The sequence below is a fragment of the Streptomyces sp. NPDC055506 genome (assembly GCF_053643595.1).
The window spans coordinates 1-16,807 of record NZ_JBSHKH010000030.1; the positions used below are offsets into that span (position 1 = coordinate 1).

14 protein-coding genes are annotated in these 16,807 nt (G+C 66.5%); 11 read left to right on the top strand and 3 right to left on the bottom strand.

What is annotated here, in order from left to right; genetic code table 11:
- The 3 genes from ACWIF2_RS14205 to ACWIF2_RS14215 all read left to right on the top strand — a co-directional run.
- Window positions 1–2,387: amino acid adenylation domain-containing protein (locus ACWIF2_RS14205; RefSeq protein WP_454360511.1), on the top strand; the 2,387-nt coding region annotated here is incomplete at its 5' end.
- Complete coding sequence (locus ACWIF2_RS14210; RefSeq protein WP_165343780.1) at window positions 2,380–2,601, top strand: MbtH family protein; 222 nt, start codon at window positions 2,380–2,382, stop codon at window positions 2,599–2,601. The genes ACWIF2_RS14205 and ACWIF2_RS14210, both read left to right, overlap by 8 nt.
- 113 nt (window positions 2,602–2,714) lie before the next feature.
- Entirely contained in the window at window positions 2,715–3,476 is a 762-nt protein-coding gene (locus ACWIF2_RS14215; protein WP_454360512.1) for a thioesterase II family protein, read from the top strand.
- Between the two features lie 73 nt (window positions 3,477–3,549).
- On the opposite strand, the gene ACWIF2_RS14220 is transcribed toward ACWIF2_RS14215, so the two are convergent.
- The 3 genes from ACWIF2_RS14220 to ACWIF2_RS14230 all read right to left on the bottom strand — a co-directional run bounded on the left by ACWIF2_RS14220 (window position 3,550) and on the right by ACWIF2_RS14230 (window position 9,774).
- The gene (locus ACWIF2_RS14220) at window positions 3,550–6,327 is read right to left on the bottom strand and encodes an AAA family ATPase (RefSeq protein ID WP_454360513.1); all 2,778 of its coding nucleotides are present in this window, start codon (window positions 6,325–6,327) and stop codon (window positions 3,550–3,552) included.
- A gap of 51 nt (window positions 6,328–6,378) precedes the next feature.
- Window positions 6,379–7,146: a sulfite exporter TauE/SafE family protein gene (locus ACWIF2_RS14225; RefSeq protein ID WP_454360514.1), complete on the bottom strand. Its 768-nt coding sequence runs from the start codon at window positions 7,144–7,146 to the stop codon at window positions 6,379–6,381.
- 93 nt (window positions 7,147–7,239) lie between these two features.
- Window positions 7,240–9,774, bottom strand: coding sequence for a BTAD domain-containing putative transcriptional regulator (locus ACWIF2_RS14230; RefSeq protein WP_454360515.1), 2,535 nt, complete (start codon window positions 9,772–9,774; stop codon window positions 7,240–7,242).
- Window positions 9,775–10,369: 595 nt separating this feature from the next.
- Here ACWIF2_RS14230 and ACWIF2_RS14235 point away from each other — a divergent pair.
- From ACWIF2_RS14235 to uraH, 8 genes are all read left to right on the top strand, one after another.
- On the top strand, window positions 10,370–11,632 hold the full coding sequence (locus tag ACWIF2_RS14235; RefSeq protein WP_454360516.1) for a LeuA family protein: 1,263 nt from the start codon (window positions 10,370–10,372) through the stop codon (window positions 11,630–11,632).
- A gap of 259 nt (window positions 11,633–11,891) precedes the next feature.
- Window positions 11,892–13,616 carry an aconitase family protein gene (locus ACWIF2_RS14240; protein ID WP_454360517.1) on the top strand — a complete coding sequence of 575 codons (1,725 nt, stop codon included), beginning with the start codon at window positions 11,892–11,894 and terminating at the stop codon, window positions 13,614–13,616.
- Window positions 13,613–14,653, top strand: coding sequence for an isocitrate/isopropylmalate dehydrogenase family protein (locus tag ACWIF2_RS14245; protein WP_355861603.1), 1,041 nt, complete (start codon window positions 13,613–13,615; stop codon window positions 14,651–14,653). The genes ACWIF2_RS14240 and ACWIF2_RS14245 overlap by 4 nt, the downstream gene beginning before the upstream one ends.
- Window positions 14,654–14,853: 200 nt before the next feature.
- Window positions 14,854–15,069, top strand: a complete 216-nt coding sequence (locus tag ACWIF2_RS14250) for a tyrosine-type recombinase/integrase (RefSeq protein ID WP_454360582.1) — start codon at window positions 14,854–14,856, stop codon at window positions 15,067–15,069.
- Between the two features lie 37 nt (window positions 15,070–15,106).
- A complete protein-coding gene (locus tag ACWIF2_RS14255) occupies window positions 15,107–15,358 on the top strand; it encodes a thiamine-binding protein (RefSeq protein ID WP_454360518.1) in 252 nt (83 codons plus the stop codon).
- Window positions 15,355–15,720: a helix-turn-helix domain-containing protein gene (locus ACWIF2_RS14260; RefSeq protein WP_454360519.1), complete on the top strand. Its 366-nt coding sequence runs from the start codon at window positions 15,355–15,357 to the stop codon at window positions 15,718–15,720. The genes ACWIF2_RS14255 and ACWIF2_RS14260 overlap by 4 nt, the downstream gene beginning before the upstream one ends.
- 130 nt (window positions 15,721–15,850) lie before the next feature.
- On the top strand, window positions 15,851–16,360 hold the full coding sequence (gene uraD, locus ACWIF2_RS14265; protein ID WP_454360520.1) for a 2-oxo-4-hydroxy-4-carboxy-5-ureidoimidazoline decarboxylase: 510 nt from the start codon (window positions 15,851–15,853) through the stop codon (window positions 16,358–16,360).
- 32 nt (window positions 16,361–16,392) lie between these two features.
- Complete coding sequence (gene uraH / locus ACWIF2_RS14270; RefSeq protein ID WP_454360521.1) at window positions 16,393–16,806, top strand: hydroxyisourate hydrolase; 414 nt, start codon at window positions 16,393–16,395, stop codon at window positions 16,804–16,806.
- Window position 16,807: the final 1 nt, after the last annotated feature.

Here is a 16,807-nt window from a genome sequence, read left to right on the forward strand (position 1 = left end):
TGCCGCGGTCGGTGGACATGGTGGTGGCGGTGCTGGCGGTGCTGAAGGCCGGCGGCGCCTATCTGCCCATCGACCCCGACTACCCGGGCGAGCGGATCACGTTCATGGTCCAGGACGCGGAGCCGGTGTGCGTGCTGACGACACGGGCAGCAGTGCCCGTACTGTCCCTGCCGGACAGTGTCCGGCTGCTGTGTCTCGACGAGCCGGCCGTGACCACGGCCGTGCAGGCGGCAGCCGGACAGGACCTCACCGACAGGGAACGCCTCACCTCCCTGCGGCCCGCCAACCCGGCATACGTCATCTACACCTCCGGATCCACCGGCCGCCCCAAAGGCGTCAGCGTCACACACACCGGACTGGTGAACTATGTGGCCAGGGCCTCGCAGACGTATGCGGGCTTGTCGGGGGAGGCACTCATCCATGCTCCGATGTCTTTCGATATCGGAGTGACAAGCTTCTACGGCACTCTGATCGCGGGCGGTTGTCTACGCCTCCTCCCCTCCAACAGCCAGTGGCCGACCGAGGAGTTGCAGGCCCCCGAGTCGATCACCTTCGTGAAGATGACTCCGAGTCACCTCCAAGTTCTCCTGAAGGGTTCGGAACTTTTCCCGGCCACGGCCACGGGTCAGCTGATGCTGGGCGGTGAGCTGTTGACCGCTGAGGCTGTGCGGCAGTGGCGCAGCAACAGCCCTGACACGCAGCTGATAAACCACTACGGCCCCACCGAGACCACCGTCGGTTGTATCGACTACCAGATTCCCCCGGGAACCCAATTCACCAGGGACTCTCTTCCCATCGGACGCCCGATGTGGAATACGCGGGTGTATGTGCTGGATGGGGGGTTGCGGTTGGTGGCTCCGGGTGTGGTGGGTGAGTTGTATGTGGGTGGTGCGGGTCTGGCGCGGGGGTATCTGAATCGTGCGGGTCTGACGGCGGGGCGGTTTGTGGCGGATCCGTTCGGTGCGGCGGGTGGGCGGTTGTATCGCACGGGTGACCTGGTGCGGTGGGGTGCGGACGGGCAGCTGGAGTTCGTCGGGCGTGCGGATGATCAGGTCAAGGTCCGTGGTTTCCGGATCGAGACCGGGGAGATCGAAACAGTCCTGGCCGAACACCCCGGTGTGGCTCAGGCGGTGGTGGTGGTGCGGGAAGACCGTGCCGGCGACAAGCGCCTCGTCGGCTACATCATCCCGGAACACCCGGCCACGGACGCCGAAGCCGCCACAGGCGGGGTGGACACCGTGGCCCTGCGCGAAAGCCTGCGGGGACGGTTGCCGGAGTACATGCTGCCCTCGGTCCTGGTCGCCCTGGACAGCTTGCCGTTGACAGCGAACGGAAAGCTGGATCGTGCCGCGCTCCCCGTGCCGGATCTGTCGGGCATGACGTCCGGGCGTGGTCCGCGTACTGCGCGGGAGGAGGTGTTGTGCGGGCTGTTCGCGCAGGTGCTGGGGCTGCCGAAGGTCGGCATTGATGACAGCTTCTTCGCCCTGGGCGGGCATTCGCTGCTGGCGATGCAGCTGATCAGCCAGGTCCGCTCGGTCCTCGGAATGGAGCTGTCCATCCGCAATCTGTTCGAGGCGCCTACGGTGGCCGCGTTGGCCAGGGAATGGCATCCCGAGGTGAACGAATTCGACACCTTGGTGCCGCTGCGGGCGACCGGCGATCAGCCCCCCATATTCTGTGTCCATCCAGGAAGCGGTATCGGGTGGTGCTACAGCGGGTTGATAGCGCGGCTGCCAGAGGAATATCCGATCTATATCCTCCAGGCGCGAGGCCTCAACCCGGCGGATGAAGTGTCCGGGAGCATCGAAGAGATGGTGGCCGACTATCTGGACCACATCAAGTCGGTTCAGCCCGAGGGGCCTTACCGCCTGCTGGGCTGGTCCTTCGGCGGTGTGGTCGCCCAGAAAATGGCCACGACTCTTCAGGCCGATGGTGAACAGGTCGACCTGCTCGCCCTCCTCGACGCCTACCCGCAAAGCGAAGAAAATGCTGATGTGCCGGTGGGTGGCCAGATCTCGCTGTTGACTGCCGCGCATGCCGCAGGATTGCAGGACGCCGAGGTTCTTGCCGGACTGGAACAGGACCGGCTCGCTGCCGTGGACGCGGTCGTCAGGAATAACGGATGGTTGATCCGGTCCTTTACTCCGGACGTCTATCAAGGAGACATGCTGCTGTTCAAAGCGGCGGCGAAGAGGGAAAAGCCGCGAGGCTCGGCCGAGTCCTGGATGCCGTACGTTGAGGGCGAGTTGCTTACGTACGACGTCGATCGCACGCATGACGAAATGACTGTTCCGGAAGCGTTGGATGCAGTAGGCTGTGCACTGCGATCTGTACTCGTGGATATCGACTGCAACCGTGCTGACGCCAGGGAGGATTCAAATGGCTAACAACCCGTTCGATGATGAGGACGGCGAGTTCTATGTCCTGGTGAATGCCGAGGGACAGTATTCGCTGTGGCCGGTGTTCGTTGACGTCCCGGACGGCTGGGATATCGCGCTACCCAAGACCAGTCGGGCTGAGTGCGTCGAGTACATCGACGAGCACTGGACCGATATGCGGCCGAAGAGCCTGGTCGAGGCAATGGAACGAGACAAGCGCTAGCGCGCACTCGAAGTCGGCGCGGGCGGCCCTTGGCGACCAGTGGCAGCGGATGCACCGCTGGTCGCCAAGGGCCGTTTTCAAAAGAAGTTGTACGGAATGTGCGGGAGGAACCCATGCCAGACCAGCAGACCCGGCCGTTGCCTGTCCTGCGGTGGACCGCGCGTCCATCGGCCACGGTCGTGTACTGCCTGCCGTACGCCGGCGGCGTGGGCCGAATCTTCCAGCCCTGGGCTTCGAGCGCGCCGCCCGGTATCGAGATCCGGTCGTTCGTCCTGCCGGGCCGTCAGGAACGCCTGGGTGACCCCATGTACACCACGGCCTCGGCCCTCGCCGACGATGTCGCCGCTGCCGTGCTGGACGATTCCCAGGGGCGGCCGTTCGCGTTCTTCGGGCACAGCATGGGCGCGCTCATCGCTTTCGAAACCGCCAGGGCCCTGCGTCGGCGTGGCGGCCCGCAGCCGGTCGTGCTCAGCGTATCCGGGCGGGAGGCGCCGCAGGCGAAGGACAAGCGGCCGCCCATATCCCACCTCCCGGACCGCGAGTTCGCCTCGGTCATGGTGGACTACGGCGGAATGCCCATGGACGTCCTGAACAACCAGGACCTACTCGACATGGTCCTGCCCGCCCTTCGCGCCGACTTCGCACTGTGCGAAAGGTACGAATACACCGAAGAGCCACCACTGGACTGTCCGTTGCTCGTGTTCAGCGGCGCGGACGACCCGATGGTCGAGGCCGAGGGCGTTCGGGGATGGAGCGAACAGACCACCAAAAGGTCTCTCGTCCAGACCTGCGCCGGCGACCACTTCTTCCTCTGGCAGCACCACGCCACCATCCTCGACATGATCAGCCGGGTCGTGGCGGCACGCGTGCGATAACGGGTGATGGTCTGTTCGCGTCCGAACGCACCAGACCGCCCGGGAACGCACAGCAGTTGAGGTTCAACCGCAGTCAAAGATTCACCGGAATCTCCTGCCGCGTCGTGATGCGGAGCTTCTGGTATACGCGGGTGAGGTGCTGTTCCACCGTGCTGACAGTGATGTAGAGCTGTTTCGATATGTCGCGGTTGGTGCGCCCGTAGGCGGCCAGCAAGGCCACCCGGTGTTCCGCCTTCGTGAGTTTGACGACTGCCGCGCCCTGCTCCGCGTCGCCCCCCGCACCGACGGACACGGTTTCCTCCTCGACCGCCCGGTCAGGAGTCCGGCTGCCGACGGCGAGCTTTGCACACAGCGGTTCCGCCCCGCATTCCCTGGCGAGATGCCAGGCCCTGCGCCGGACCGAATCGGCCCGGGCCGCGTCGCCGAGCGCCTGGTACGTCTCGCTGAGGTCGCCCAGGGCCTTCGCCAACTCCAGGCGCTCACCGCAGGCGTGCAGCCGCTCCACGACCTGCGACAGCAGGCGCGCGCGCTCCTCCGCCGGGGCGACGGCAGCATGCACACGGGAGAGGACAACCCGGGCTCCCGGGGCCTGAAGGGTGACCTGGTTGCCGGGCGTCGCGAGCAACCGCGCCGCCTCGGACGGCTCTTCGAGCCGTAGCCAGGCATGAGCCGCGTCAGCCCGCCATGACACCAGCAGAGGATGGTCGATTCCCCATCGACGGGCATGCTGCCCCACGCTCAGGAAGTCCGACAAGGCCGCGTGCGGGCGGTTCGTGGCCAGGTGGAGCCAGCCGCGCGCCCGGAGACAGCCCAGCCAGTAAAGGCTGTTGCGCCACTCCTCAGACACTGGCTGGTCGAGTTGCCGCGCCGCGTCGTCGTAACGGCCCATCTCCGTATAGGCGAGGGCGAGAATCGAGGCGGTGCCGCAGATGAGCATGCCACCGTTGCGCTCAGGCACCACCCTCAGCACGTTCTCCACCGAGGTGACGGCCTGCTCCAACTTCCCCTGCCGTAAGGCGATCTGGCCCCGGAGCAAGCCGAACATGGCCTGCCAGCCAGGTATGGCCCGGCGCGTGGCCTCGTCCAGTGACATGTCGCACCAGCACTCCGCGTCGGCCAGACGGTCGGCGTGCAGCAGCGTTTCGATCGCGCTGCACACCGGTCCTGCCGTCGAGTCCGTGAGGGCGGTGGCCCGCAGGAAGTTCTCCGCTGCCCCGGCCCGGTCCTTGCTGGTGCCGGTGAGAAGGTGCTCCGCCGACTTCCTGAGCAGGGGCAGCCCCAGTACGCGTTCGTACGAGAGGTCGTCCGCCTCCTGTGCCGGGACGGACGGCCTCCCTTCGTCAGGGATTTCGACCCCTGGATAGCCGTAGCGCACCAGCATCGACGTGAGTTGCGGGTGGATGCCCGCCGTAGCGGCGGAGGCGTCCGAGCGCGGGCTGAGGCGGTCCAGCACCTCGAGCGCGTCGGCGACCCGTCCCTGTACGACGAGGAGCTTGCCCAGAGATCCGAGTGCGGCCGGTGACAGGGCACCTGACCGCATGGACTCCATGAGCTGCGGGAGGTAACGGTACTCGGCCGCCGCGGGGTTGATCCGCCAGGTGATCAGGGCCGTCCTCAGTAGGATCTCGATACGCTGCGGCTCGTCGGTGCAGCCGTCACCGGCCAATTCGAGGAAGCTGATCGCCGTGTCCGCGTCACCCTCGGAGAGTGCCTTCTCGGCGGCGTCCCGCAGCGTGACGATTTCCCACGGCTCGGTGGCTCGTCGCGCATCCGGTTGGGCGTGGGAGCTGAGCAGGTGCCGCGCCGTCAGTGACGACGACGCCCCGGCCTCCCGCAGCGCCACCGCTGCTCGGTGGTGCAGCAAGGCACGGTGGGACGACGTGATGTCCGCCAGGACGGTGGCAGCGGCGGCCGGATGCCGGAACCCGTCGGCGCCGATGACGCCGGCGGCTCTGAGCGCGTGCAGGTTCCGGTCGACCAGCGCTGACGGCTTCTCGACCATGCGGGACAGCAGCTGCGGGGTGCTCGCCTCACCGAGGACGGCGAGGGCGTGTCCCAACGTCAGCGCCACCGGGCCGCTGCGATACAGGCAGGCCAGGGCGGCCTGGCCGTACAGCCCTCCTTCGAGGGGCTGGAGGACCTCGCCGGGCGTCGGGTCGGTTTGTGCCGAGGGGCCGGACGGCCTGAGCTCCTCCAACAACGCCCTCAGCAGCAGTGGGTTTCCGGCGCTGATCGTGTGCAGTTGGTCGACCAGCGCACTGTCCTCGGCGGTTTCCCGCGTCACGTTCAGCATCGCGGCTGTGCCCTCCCTGCTCACCGGATCCAGCCGTACCCGCAGAGAGTTCGACTGCCGTAGCAGTTCGGTCTTCATGACCGGGTTCTGGTGCGGCAGGTGGAGGCAGTCCGTCAGGACCAGGAGGATGCGCGTGGCTCGTCCCCGAGCAGCCGCCCGCAGGAGGTGCCGGAGCGAGAGGCTGTCCCCGTCCTGGGCGTCGTCCACGCACACCACGACCGGTGCGGTCTTAGCCAGGAGGTGCAGCGCCTCGCCGAAGTGCTCGACGCTGGTGTCCGCGTGAGCCTCGGGGACGTTCGTGTCCGAGATCGGCGTGGGGAGCTGGCCCGCCAGCTGGCGGAGGAGGCCGAGCGGCCGGGCTTCGCCCTGACGCAGACCAACAGCGTGCAGGACGACGGCTCCCTGCTCAGTGGCGTGCTCGGCGAAGGTCTGGAGCAGTTCGCTCTTGCCGCACCCCACGCCGCCCTCGATGACGACCATCCGGTTCCTGCCGGTCCGGGTCTCGGCAAGGGCGGACTTCAGATAGGTGAGTTCCTTGTCGCGGTCTACCAGGACCATCTCGGATGATACCCCCGCTGCTTCCAGTTCACCGTGGTACGAATTGACGGCTCAGCCATATCCTTCGACCCCCAGCTTTGCCGCGAAGAGAAGTCCGCTGATCCCGGCGAGTGAACGCAGCAGGCCACGGGAGATTTTCCGGGCGAGCAAGGGGCCTATGCCGCCTCCGAGGAGAAACCCGGCTGCCATGGGCAGCGCAGCGCCGTAGTGGACCGATCCCGAGATGATAAAGATGACCGACGCGGTGCTGTTCGCCAGGATGTTGGTGGCGTTTTTTATGGCGTTGATGCGGACCAGCGGTTCGTCGATCATGACTCCCAGCAGCGCCACTGCGAGAATACCTCCGGCTGCTCCGAAGTATCCGGTGTAGACCGAGACTGCGAACATGCCGGACATGGAGAGGAATGAGAAATGATCGCCGCCGTCGCAGTCCGCGCTCACCGGACCGGCCGCCGCCCGATTAATCTTCGGTTGGAGGAGAAGCAACATCGAAGCTCCGGCCACGAGAATGGGAACCATGAACTGGAAAATGTCAGGAGACGTCACGATCAATGTCACGGCCCCCACGGCTCCACCAATGGCGTTGATGGCTCCGAAACGAATGACCCGGGACCGCTGTCCTTCCAGTTCCGGTCGTGATCCCAGTGTGGCGCCGAAACCAGTGAAGACCAGCGACACTGTGTTCGTAGCATTCGCTACCACCGGCGGTAAACCCATGGAAAGGAGCGCCGGATAAGAAATAAGCGAGGCGATGTTGACGACGGTGCAGGCGATTCCCGCTAGTATTCCAACCAGCAGAAGGACGGCCTGCTGCTCCAAAAGCACAATTTCTCCATAGAGGATGAGATAAGGGCAGGCAGGTGAGCCGGACCGACTGCTCCGGGTGCACGGAGGAAGTTGTCCATTTTGCTGTCAGAAATCAGTGGCCCCGAACCGGGGAAGGCCGCCCTGGCGGACGCCCCCGGGACCTGACAGCGAGAGTTCTTCGTGGCGGTGACCGTTGTTCTGCTGCAGGCTGTCGTGCCCCGGAGGGCGGGCGGCGTGCTGGGGCGCACCGTGGCAGGCCAAGTTGTTGACGTTCACGGTCACGTTCAGGGCGTCGTCCTGGGACGGTGTCCGGTCGTGCCGGGCGTCGTCGCGCTCGTAGAGGTGGTCGGCGAGTTCGACGGCCAGACGCCATGCGTGAGTGCTGAAGCCGGCATCGGCAGCCAGGCTCACGGCACGGAGCAGTACCTGGCGCTCGGCGGTGAACCACGCCAGGGCCGACAGCCGGCTGTCCAGCTCTTCGAAAACGACTCCCGCGCGGGCGCGGGACGGCGCTGTGGACGTCCGGTGCGGGGACAGGAGACGGGCCGCTGCCTGTCCGGTGCGGAGGTAGTGGTCCAGCATCCGGTGCACGGCCGCTTGCCGCTGGGTCTCGTCGTCGAGGGTGTGAGCGAGTTCGGAGGCGTACGAGCGCATCAGCCCGGGCAGGGAGTACCGGCCCGGGGAGTGCTCCTCTGTCAGGTTCGCCTGAGTCAGCTCAGTCAGCAGCCCGCGCACGAGCGGCGCCGGGACACCGGCCAGGCTGGCCGCCGCGGGCTCGGTGATGTCGGGCCCCGGGTGCAGCCCGAGCAGTCGGAGCAGCCGTGCCGCCTCGGGGCTGAGCCTGTCGTAGGACCAGGACAGCACCGTTTTGACGTCGGTGACGGGGTCGCCCGTGGTGAGCGTGCCCAGCCGCGCGTTGTCGTCCCGCAGTTGCTCGGCCATGGACTGTAGGCGGGGAGTGGTGCGGGTGGTGTCCAGGGCGGCCACCACGGCGAGCGCCAGGGGCAGACCGGCGCAGGAGTTGATGATCTCGTTCGTGGCCCGGGGCTCGACGGCCAGCCGGTCGGGTCCGAGGCGGTCGGCGAGCAACTGCCGCGATTCCTGGGTGGTGAGCATCCCCAGGGCGATCGGGCGGGCACCTTCGGCGGCCACCAGACTCGTCAGACGGTTGCGGCTGGTGATCACGACCAGGCACTCGGACGCCCCCGGCAACAGGGGACGGACCTGCTCGGAGTCCTTGGCGTTGTCCAGCAGGATCAGCATCCGCCGCCCCGCCAACAGACTGCGGAACAGGTTCACTTGGGCGGCCAGACCGGCGGGAACGCTGTGCGCGGGAACCTGGAGGGCGTCGAGGAAGCCGCGCACCGCGTCCGCCGGGCTTGTGACCTCCTGATCGGGGGCGAAACCACGCAGGTCGACGTAGAGTTGCCCGTCGGGGAAGCGATGCGCCACCTGGCTCGCCCAGTGGACGGCGAGCGCGGTCTTGCCGACGCCGGCGGTTCCCGTGATGGCAAGGACGGGCATGGCCGTGGACGCGGCGCCGTCACGAGCGAGCGTGTCGAGCCGAGCGAGTTCGGATGTGCGACCGCTGAAATCGCGTGCCGCCAGGGGAAGTTGAGCCGGTGTCGGCAAACCCGGTCGGCCGGACAGGTGGTCCGGCGTTGCCGCCGACCGATGGCGGTGCTCGACCGCGGCCTCCTGGCGGTGGTCTGCCCGAGCGGAGGGTCCCGGGCCGGCCGGGGGGAAAGTGGCCGGTTCGGACGGCTGGGGGGAGCCGACCGTCGGTTCGACGGGGGCTGCCCCGGGGGTCGGATGGGCCGGTCCGCCGCACGGTCGGGATGTGGGGACGTGCGCCTCGACGAGTGGGCCGTCGGCGACCGCTGAGGGACGAGTCCCCTGCTCCATCTGACCGGTGAACCTGAATCGCCGCAGCTGGGCGATGGGGTCGGCCACGAACTCCGCATGAGGGCCGGAGCGCAGGATCGCGGTGTGGACCTGTTGCAGATCGCCCCCGGGATCAAGGCCGAGTTCGCCGGCCAGTCTCTTCTGCAGAGCCCTGAAGGCGGCCAGGGCCTCGACGCGCTGCCCCGCCGCGTGCAGGGCGAGCATCAGGAGGCCTACCAGCGGCTCTCGCAGCGGAAACCGGTCAACAAGAGTACGAAGTTCGGTGGTGACGTCGTGGTGGCCCAGCGCCAATTCCAGTGCCAGGCACTCCTCCCAGACGGTCAGATGCCGGTCCTGCCAGATGCGGGCCGCGCTCTCCAGCCTGCTGCTCCCGATACCGGTCAGCATTTCGCCGCGCCACAGCAACAGCGCCTCACGCAGCTTGGCGGCCGCCGCGGCGATGTCCACCGGGATCAGTTCATGTCCGGCGGTCGCCAGCTCGTCGAAAGCGTGCGCGTCCAGGGCATTGCCCTCCAGGCGGAGCAGATACCCGGGGCGCCGGGTCGAGATGATGTCGCTGGGGGCGCCATTGTTGAGCAGCTTCCGCCGAAGTCGCGGAACGATGTCCTGGATCTGCCGACGTGCCGTTGCCGGAGGCTCCTCCCAGACGACATCGATCAGATGCTCGATGGTCACAGTCCGGTTGGCGCTCAGCAGGAGTGCGGCGAGTGCCCTCTCCTGCCGTGATCCGTCCAACGAGACAGGGTGATCACCGGAGCGTACTTGCAGTGGTCCAAGGATCTCGAAAGAAACAGAAGTCAACTTATCCCCCGTGTTGATTTCAGCCACTGGTTTTCGCGCTGTTCAGATGGACTTTCTGTGTTTAGGGCAGGGTGAATTCCGATAAGGCGATCGGCTGATCCGTATTCGCTTCACCGGCTGGTCGCCCACCGTGCTTCCCCCTGGTCCGCTCGCGGGCGAGCGATCCCGGGTCTGTGGAAGAGTTGCCCGCAACGCCGATCCGGTTGACACGACTTTGCTGGAACTTTTGACGGCTGAGTGTTGTCCCTGAATCGGCTCGTTTGGTTCGCATAGGCGGACTTCGCCGGGCAGGTCCGGGTCTGCCGGGTCTGGTCAACGGCGCCGGCCCATGGCCGAGGACCGGGCGAGGATCCGGTGAGGACGGCGGACCGTAGCTTGTGTTCGCATTGACGGAGCCGTCGAGGCTCTGGCGAGAGCCGGGCGGGTAGGCGGGGCGAATGCGCTTGGGTCAGTGGCACGTTGGCGACCGGAGGTCCGGCCGACAAGGAAACCTCAATATTTCTGACTATTCGGGAAACCGGAGGTCGAAGTGAGCGGAATCATTGGCGAGAGTTCGAACCTGAGGCCGGATGTCTGGTTCAACTGGAACAGCATCAGGTGCGAGAGCGCCCAGCCGACGCCCACGCATTCAGGCACCTTCTTCGACGAGACTCTGCGCGACGGACTCCAGGCGCCGAACATCCGTAACCCGACGCTGGAGCAGAAACTGACCATCGTCGACCACATGGTCCGCTCGGGGGTCCGCTCGGCTGATCTCGGCTTTCCGGGATCGGATTCGGCCGCCGAACGGGAATGTATCGAGATCGCCCGCCACATCTCCGCGAACGGATACGAGCTGACGCAGGGATATGCTGGCCGGACTCACCCGGCGGACATTCACGCGATATGCGAGATAGCGCAGACCGTTGGAGTAGCGGTCGATGCGTATCTCTTCATCGGGGTCAGCCCCATCCGGCAGTACGTCGAAGACTGGGACAGCGCGTCGATCAGGCGCAACATCATTCAGTCGGCGGCTGAGTGCCGACGGGAGGATGTGGAGTTCGTCCTGGTCCTGGAGGACACGGTGCGGTGCACTCCCGAGGTCCTCACCGGCGTATACGACGCGGCCATCGAGGCAGGGGTCCGCAGGATAACTCTCTGCGACACGGTGGGCGCCGCGTTGCCGAGCGGGACGCGATCACTCATTCACTGGTCGCAGCAGTACTTCGCGGACCGAGGCCATCCAATCGGATTCGAATGGCACGGGCACAACGACCGGGGTCTGGCGCTCGCCAACTCCCTCACCGCTCTCGCCATGGGGTGCGAGCGCGTGCACGGCACGATCCTGGGCATCGGCGAGCGAACGGGCAACGCCTCCCTCGACCAGCTCATGGTGAACAGCCACCTGGACGGGCACGCGACGTACGACCTCAAGGCACTCCGTGACTACTGCGCCTATGCAGCGCCCGTGCTGGGTGTCGACATTCCACAGAATTACCCCGCGATGGGGAGTGACGTCTTCAAGACCAGCGCCGGAGTCCACGGAGCCGCGATCCTGAAAGCTCATGAAAAGGGAGACGTTCTCGTCAAGGACAGTGTCTACTCGAGTGTTCCCGCCAGCTTCCTGGGCCGTGAACAGGAAGTGATGATCGATGCTTCATCTGGTGTCAACAACGTGAAGTACTGGCTGACGGTTCACGGATACGAAAAAGACGACGCCTCCTTGATCAAGAAGGTCCTGGCGAAGGCGAAAACCAGCTCCGCTCCTCTGGCCGACGAACTGATAAGGCAGATCATTGCGACCGCTGAGTGAAGCCGGAGGCGTCGGCCGTGAGCGTTCGATCCGCCTGCGCGGCGAAGTCCTGGTCCTGACCGAGGACACGGAACTCATTGGGGCTCAGCTGGTGGACGGTGGTACCGTCCCGGCAACGTCGGAGTTGCTCCAGGCCCCGCTCATGAACAGCATTTCGACGGACGAGATTATCCCGGGCTGGTGCTGTTACTGGTACGACGAGAAGCTGGGCGACTACGCGTATCTCGGTCTCCGCGGAAAGCCCTTCGCGCAAGGAGCGGTGAAGTCGTTCGCGCCGCAGGTCATCGTCAGCGGCGAAGCCAAGGGCTGTGGTTCGTCCCGGGAGCACGCCGTGTACGCCGAGAAATACGCAGGAGTGGAGATCGTCTTCGCCCGCTCCTTCGAGAGGATCTACCAGCAGAACTGCCGAAATGTCGGCATCATCACCTGCGACGACTTCGGCGCACTGGACGCCCTGCTGGCGGGCGAGGAACTTCCGCTGGGGGCGTTCACGCAACGCGCGAACGAGATCGAACGCGCGATCATTGACCTGGGCGGGCTGTTCGGTTTCAACCGTGAGACCCGCAACGGCGCGGAGAGTGACGTCAGGTCGGCGTTTTCCGTGAAGAGGCCGCTGAACGCTGTGGAAAAGATCATCCAGCGGCGGCTCTCGTCCCGGAACCCCTGTGGTGACAGCGAGAGCGTGCGGGTCGGGGAATCCTACTTCGCCGAGGCTGACGTGAGATTCTCGCACGAATATGTGACACCCATGGCCGCGGGGATGTTTGTGCGTCAGTTCGGAGCGGAGGCCGTGCTTGCCGAGCCGGAGTCATGCTATTTCTTCCAGGACCACCTCTCGCTGGCGGAATCCGTCCTGAAGCGACGGGACAACGGCCTGGAACTGATCGAGCGGGTGGAGAATCTGGGCAGGCGCCAGCAGGAATTCGCGGCCCTCAGCGGCGGCAACTTCATCGGCTCCTCGGAAATGGGGGGCAGCCGCGCCATCTGCCACAACTACATCCTGGAGCACGTCGCCCGGCCGGGAGACATGATCATCGGCACGGACAGTCACACGTGCACGGCAGGCGCTGTCGGTGCTCTCGCCTTCGGAGTGGGCGCGACGGACATCGCGAATGCCTGGTACAACCGCGAGATCCTCGTGAAGGTTCCCGAGGTCATCAAGGTCAATCTGGTGGGCCGGCTGAGCCAAGGAGTGTGCGCGAAGGATCTGATGCTCTCACTGCTGGCGCACCCGTCGATCGAGGGCAGCCGGACTCTGGGCAAGGCACTCCTGTTCGGCGGTCGGGGGGGAGAGGGCCTGAACGTCGACGAGCGCGCCACCCTGTGCAACATGGCGGTGGAAGCCGGGGCCATGACCGGCATGTTCGAACCGGATCACGTCACGTACGACTACCTCGGCCGACGCTCTCCCGCATCCGACGGCGGCGGGGCCGCGGTCTCGGACGAGAATGCGGAGTACTCCGCCGTCGTGGACATCGACCTGGCACTGATCGTGCCGATGGTGGCTCTGCCGGGGGATCCGCGCAACTCCGTGCCTCTGGCCTCGGTCCCTGAGGGGGTCAGAGTCGACAAGGTCTACGGCGGTTCCTGCACCGGCGGCAAGGCGTACGACATGGACATGTACGCGAGCGTTTTCGAGCTGGCTCGCGCCCGTGGGGTGACGGTGCCGGACGGCGTGCAGGCGTACATCCAGGTCGGCAGCGAGGACGTCATGCGGTACGCGGTCGAACGAGGCTACATCGACCTGTTCAGGGATGTGGGTGTGAGCGTGCTGCCGCCGTCCTGCGGGGCGTGCATCAACGCCGGCCCCGGTGTGTCGGAGAGCCCGGCCGAGGTCACCGTGAGCGCGCAGAACCGGAACTTCCCCGGGCGCTCGGGACCGGGCCAGGTATACCTGGCCTCGCCCTACGTCGTCGCGGCCACCGCGGTGGCCGGCCGGCTCAGCTCTGTCGAAGACATGTTCACGCCGAGGGCGGACTCATGAGGATCGCGGTGGTCCCGGGCGACGGGATCGGCAAGGAAGTGATTCCGGCGACGCTCCCTGCGCTGACCCTGCTCAGTGACGCGTTCGGTCTGGATCTCGAATACGACGTCTTCGGCTGGGGAGCCGACGAGTGGATCGCCAGCGGCGTGGGACTGCCGACCGGCGCTGTCGAGCGGCTGTCGAAGGACTACGGCTGCGTCTTCCTGGGAGCACTCGGCGACCCGCGGATCCCCGACATGGCACACGGGCGTGAGATCCTCCTCGGGCTGCGCAGGGAGCTCGACCTGTACGTCAACCATCGGCCGATAGTCCTGAGCGATGGCGTCATCGATCTCTATCGCGAGAACACCCAGGGGCTCTATGTCGGAGTCGGCGGGACGGTGGGCCGGGCCGGCGTGGTGAACGTCGCGATCGACGAGTGCGTCTACACCCGCGACACCGTCGAGAAGTTCGTACGTTCCTGTCTGCGCCGGCTCAGTGAAAAAGGTCGGCGAAAAGTGACGTTGGTGCACAAGTCCAATGCCGTGCCAAACACCGGTGGTCTCTGGGTGGATGTTTTCCGAAAGGAGCTCGGAGCCTTTCCCGAAATGATCGGCTCCGAGGAGTACGTCGACTCTTTCTGCTACAACCTGGTGCGCGACCCGACGCCCTACGAAGGTGTGCTGGCGTCCAACCTTTTCGGGGACATCATCAGTGATATCGGAGCTGCTCTGATGGGCGGACTGGGTCTCGCGGCGAGCGCTAGCATATGCCCCGAAACCGGCTTCGTCCTCGTCGAACCGGTGCACGGCAGCGCTCCGGACATCGCGGGGAAAGGCGTGGCGAACCCCTGCGCCGCGGCCATGTCCGTGGTGCTGATGCTCGACCACTTCGGACACACCGAAGCCGCCGACATGCTCCGCGCGTGTGTGGGCGAGGCGGCACGAAGCGACGCGGCGACTCCCGACCTCGGCGGCCGTGGGACGACCGACGGCCTGATGGGCACGGTGCTGGCCCTCCTCGGTCGGCGTCTGTCCGAACGGCCGCGCACCGACTGAACGCGCCCGCCTGGAATTCCCGATTCCAGCCGAGGATACGCAGCACGAAGCCGAACCAGAAAAACCATCCTGCTCTGGCCTCGATCATTCACGTGCGCGCGATTGCAGGTAGAGGCGCCCTCCGGGCCATTTCTCACACCCTGTCACCAGCGCGACCCGAGGCCGTGAATTCGTGAGGCAAGGGCACCGGCCCCCACGCTCTGCGTCATGCTTACGCTTCTCTGCTGATCGCAGCAGGGGAGTCCGTTAAGGTCGTGTCGGAGCGGCTGGGGCACACCAATGCCGCGATGACGCTGAACGTCTACAGTCACCTCTTCCCTGAGTCGGAGGACCGAACCAGGGCGGCGGTGGACCGGGCGTTTGATGCCCTGGCGACGGGGAGTGCCCCGGATGTGCCCTCTCAGACGGACGACTGAGAGAATGTGCAGGTCAGAGCGATTTTATGGGGGCGCAGTGCGATTGAGAGTGGAGTTCACGACCGAGCCCTTCGACCTGGACGAGGCGCCCGCGCACGCGCTGGTGGCCCGCGAGGTCGTGGAGGCCGCCGAGCTGGACGCCGTGGACGTCGGCCCGTTCGGCAACACAGCGGAGGGCGGTGCCGACGAGGTGCTCACCGCCGTGGACGCCCTGCTCCGCAAGGCCCTGGAGGCCGGCGCCACCCGGATCTCGCTCCAGGTCAACGTGGCCGAGGAGGGCGAGGCATGAGCGGCGCGGGGGACGAGCCGTTCATCGCGGCCGTGAAGCCCCTGGTCGACGCCATGGGCGGGGAGATGATCCCGCCGGACGAGGCCGGCCCCGACGACGTCGTCCTGGCCTGGGAGGGCAGGGACGCCGTAGCCGTACGGCTGCCACAGCTCGCCGACTCCCTCGATCACATCCTCGCCGCGATGGAGCGCCGCAAGGGCCCGCTGGCCGACCTGGACCGCAAGGCGAAGCAGGAGGTCGTACGGATACTCGAGGCGCGCGGCGCCTTCTCCGTGCGGCACGGGGTGGAGACCGTGGCGAGCGCCCTCGGCGTCAGCCGCTTCACCGTCTACAACTACCTGAACCGCGAGAAGGGCGCCTGACCGGCCGCCGTACCTCGTCCGTATCCTCGTCGCCAATTTTCAACAAACTGTTGACGTGTCGTCGCGGGAGGGCGTTAGCTATCGGCACGCCCGTTCAGCACGAAGGCCGTAACCGGCCACGGAGGCTCCCGTGACTTCCCCTTCCACGCCGCCGGGCCTGGCCCGGTTCAACACCGTCGAGGAGCACGCGGCCCGCGCCGCGCTCCACGAGGCGTGCGCTTCCACGGCGTGGGCGAAGCGACTGCTCGCCGCCCGCCCCTACGCCACCCCCGAGGACCTGTACGCCGCGAGCGACGCAGCCATGGCGGACCTGACGGTCGCGGACCTGGAGGAAGCGATGGCCGGCCACCCGCCCATCGGCCGCCCCAAGACCGGCGACCCCACCTCGGCCCGGGAACAGCGCGGCATGTCCGGCGCCTCCGACGCGCTCAAGGCGGAGATGCTGGAGCTGAACCTCGCCTACCAAAAGAGGTTCGGCCATGTCTTCCTGATCTGCGCCACCGGCCGGACCGGCGAGCAGATGCGCGACGCGGTCAGGGAACGGATCGGCAACCCGCCGGAGCGGGAGCGGGAGATCGTCCGCACCGAGCTGGGCAAGATCAACCGTATCCGGCTCGCCCGCCTCGTCGAAGAAGACTGATCTTCGAGGAAGACCGAAGAGGACGCCTGACCATGAGCACCAGCACCACCGCCTCCGTGTCCACGCACATCCTGGACACCAGCATCGGCCGCCCCGCCGAGGCCGTCGCAGTCCAGCTCTCCGCCCGTAGCGGCCGGGACGCTGCATGGCAGGCGCTCGGCGGCTCCGCGACCGACGCGGACGGCCGGTGCAAGGACCTCCCGGCCCTGCCGGAGGGGACCACCCACGTACGGCTCGACTTCGCGGTGGAGCCGTACTTCGAGAAGTTCGCGAACGTCGCGAACAAGCAAGCCGATGCGCAGCAGGACGCCCCCGCGAATCGGGACAGCGGCGCCGGTGTGTTCTTCCCGGAGGTGGCGATCACGTTCGCCGTCGTACCGGGCGAGCACTACCACGTACCGCTGCTGCTCAACCCGTTCGGCTACTCCGTATACCGAGGGAGCTAGC

Excerpts from the sequence above, each read along its gene's own strand:
- ACWIF2_RS14220 (WP_454360513.1), bottom strand. The coding sequence starts at position 6,327 with ATGGTCCTGGTAGACCGCGACAAGGAACTCACCTATCTGAAGTCCGCC.
- ACWIF2_RS14210 (WP_165343780.1), top strand. The coding sequence starts at position 2,380 with ATGGCTAACAACCCGTTCGATGATGAGGACGGCGAGTTCTATGTCCTG.
- uraH (WP_454360521.1), top strand. The coding sequence starts at position 16,393 with ATGAGCACCAGCACCACCGCCTCCGTGTCCACGCACATCCTGGACACC.
- ACWIF2_RS14215 (WP_454360512.1), top strand. The coding sequence starts at position 2,715 with ATGCCAGACCAGCAGACCCGGCCGTTGCCTGTCCTGCGGTGGACCGCG.
- ACWIF2_RS14245 (WP_355861603.1), top strand. The coding sequence starts at position 13,613 with ATGAGGATCGCGGTGGTCCCGGGCGACGGGATCGGCAAGGAAGTGATT.
- ACWIF2_RS14260 (WP_454360519.1), top strand. The coding sequence starts at position 15,355 with ATGAGCGGCGCGGGGGACGAGCCGTTCATCGCGGCCGTGAAGCCCCTG.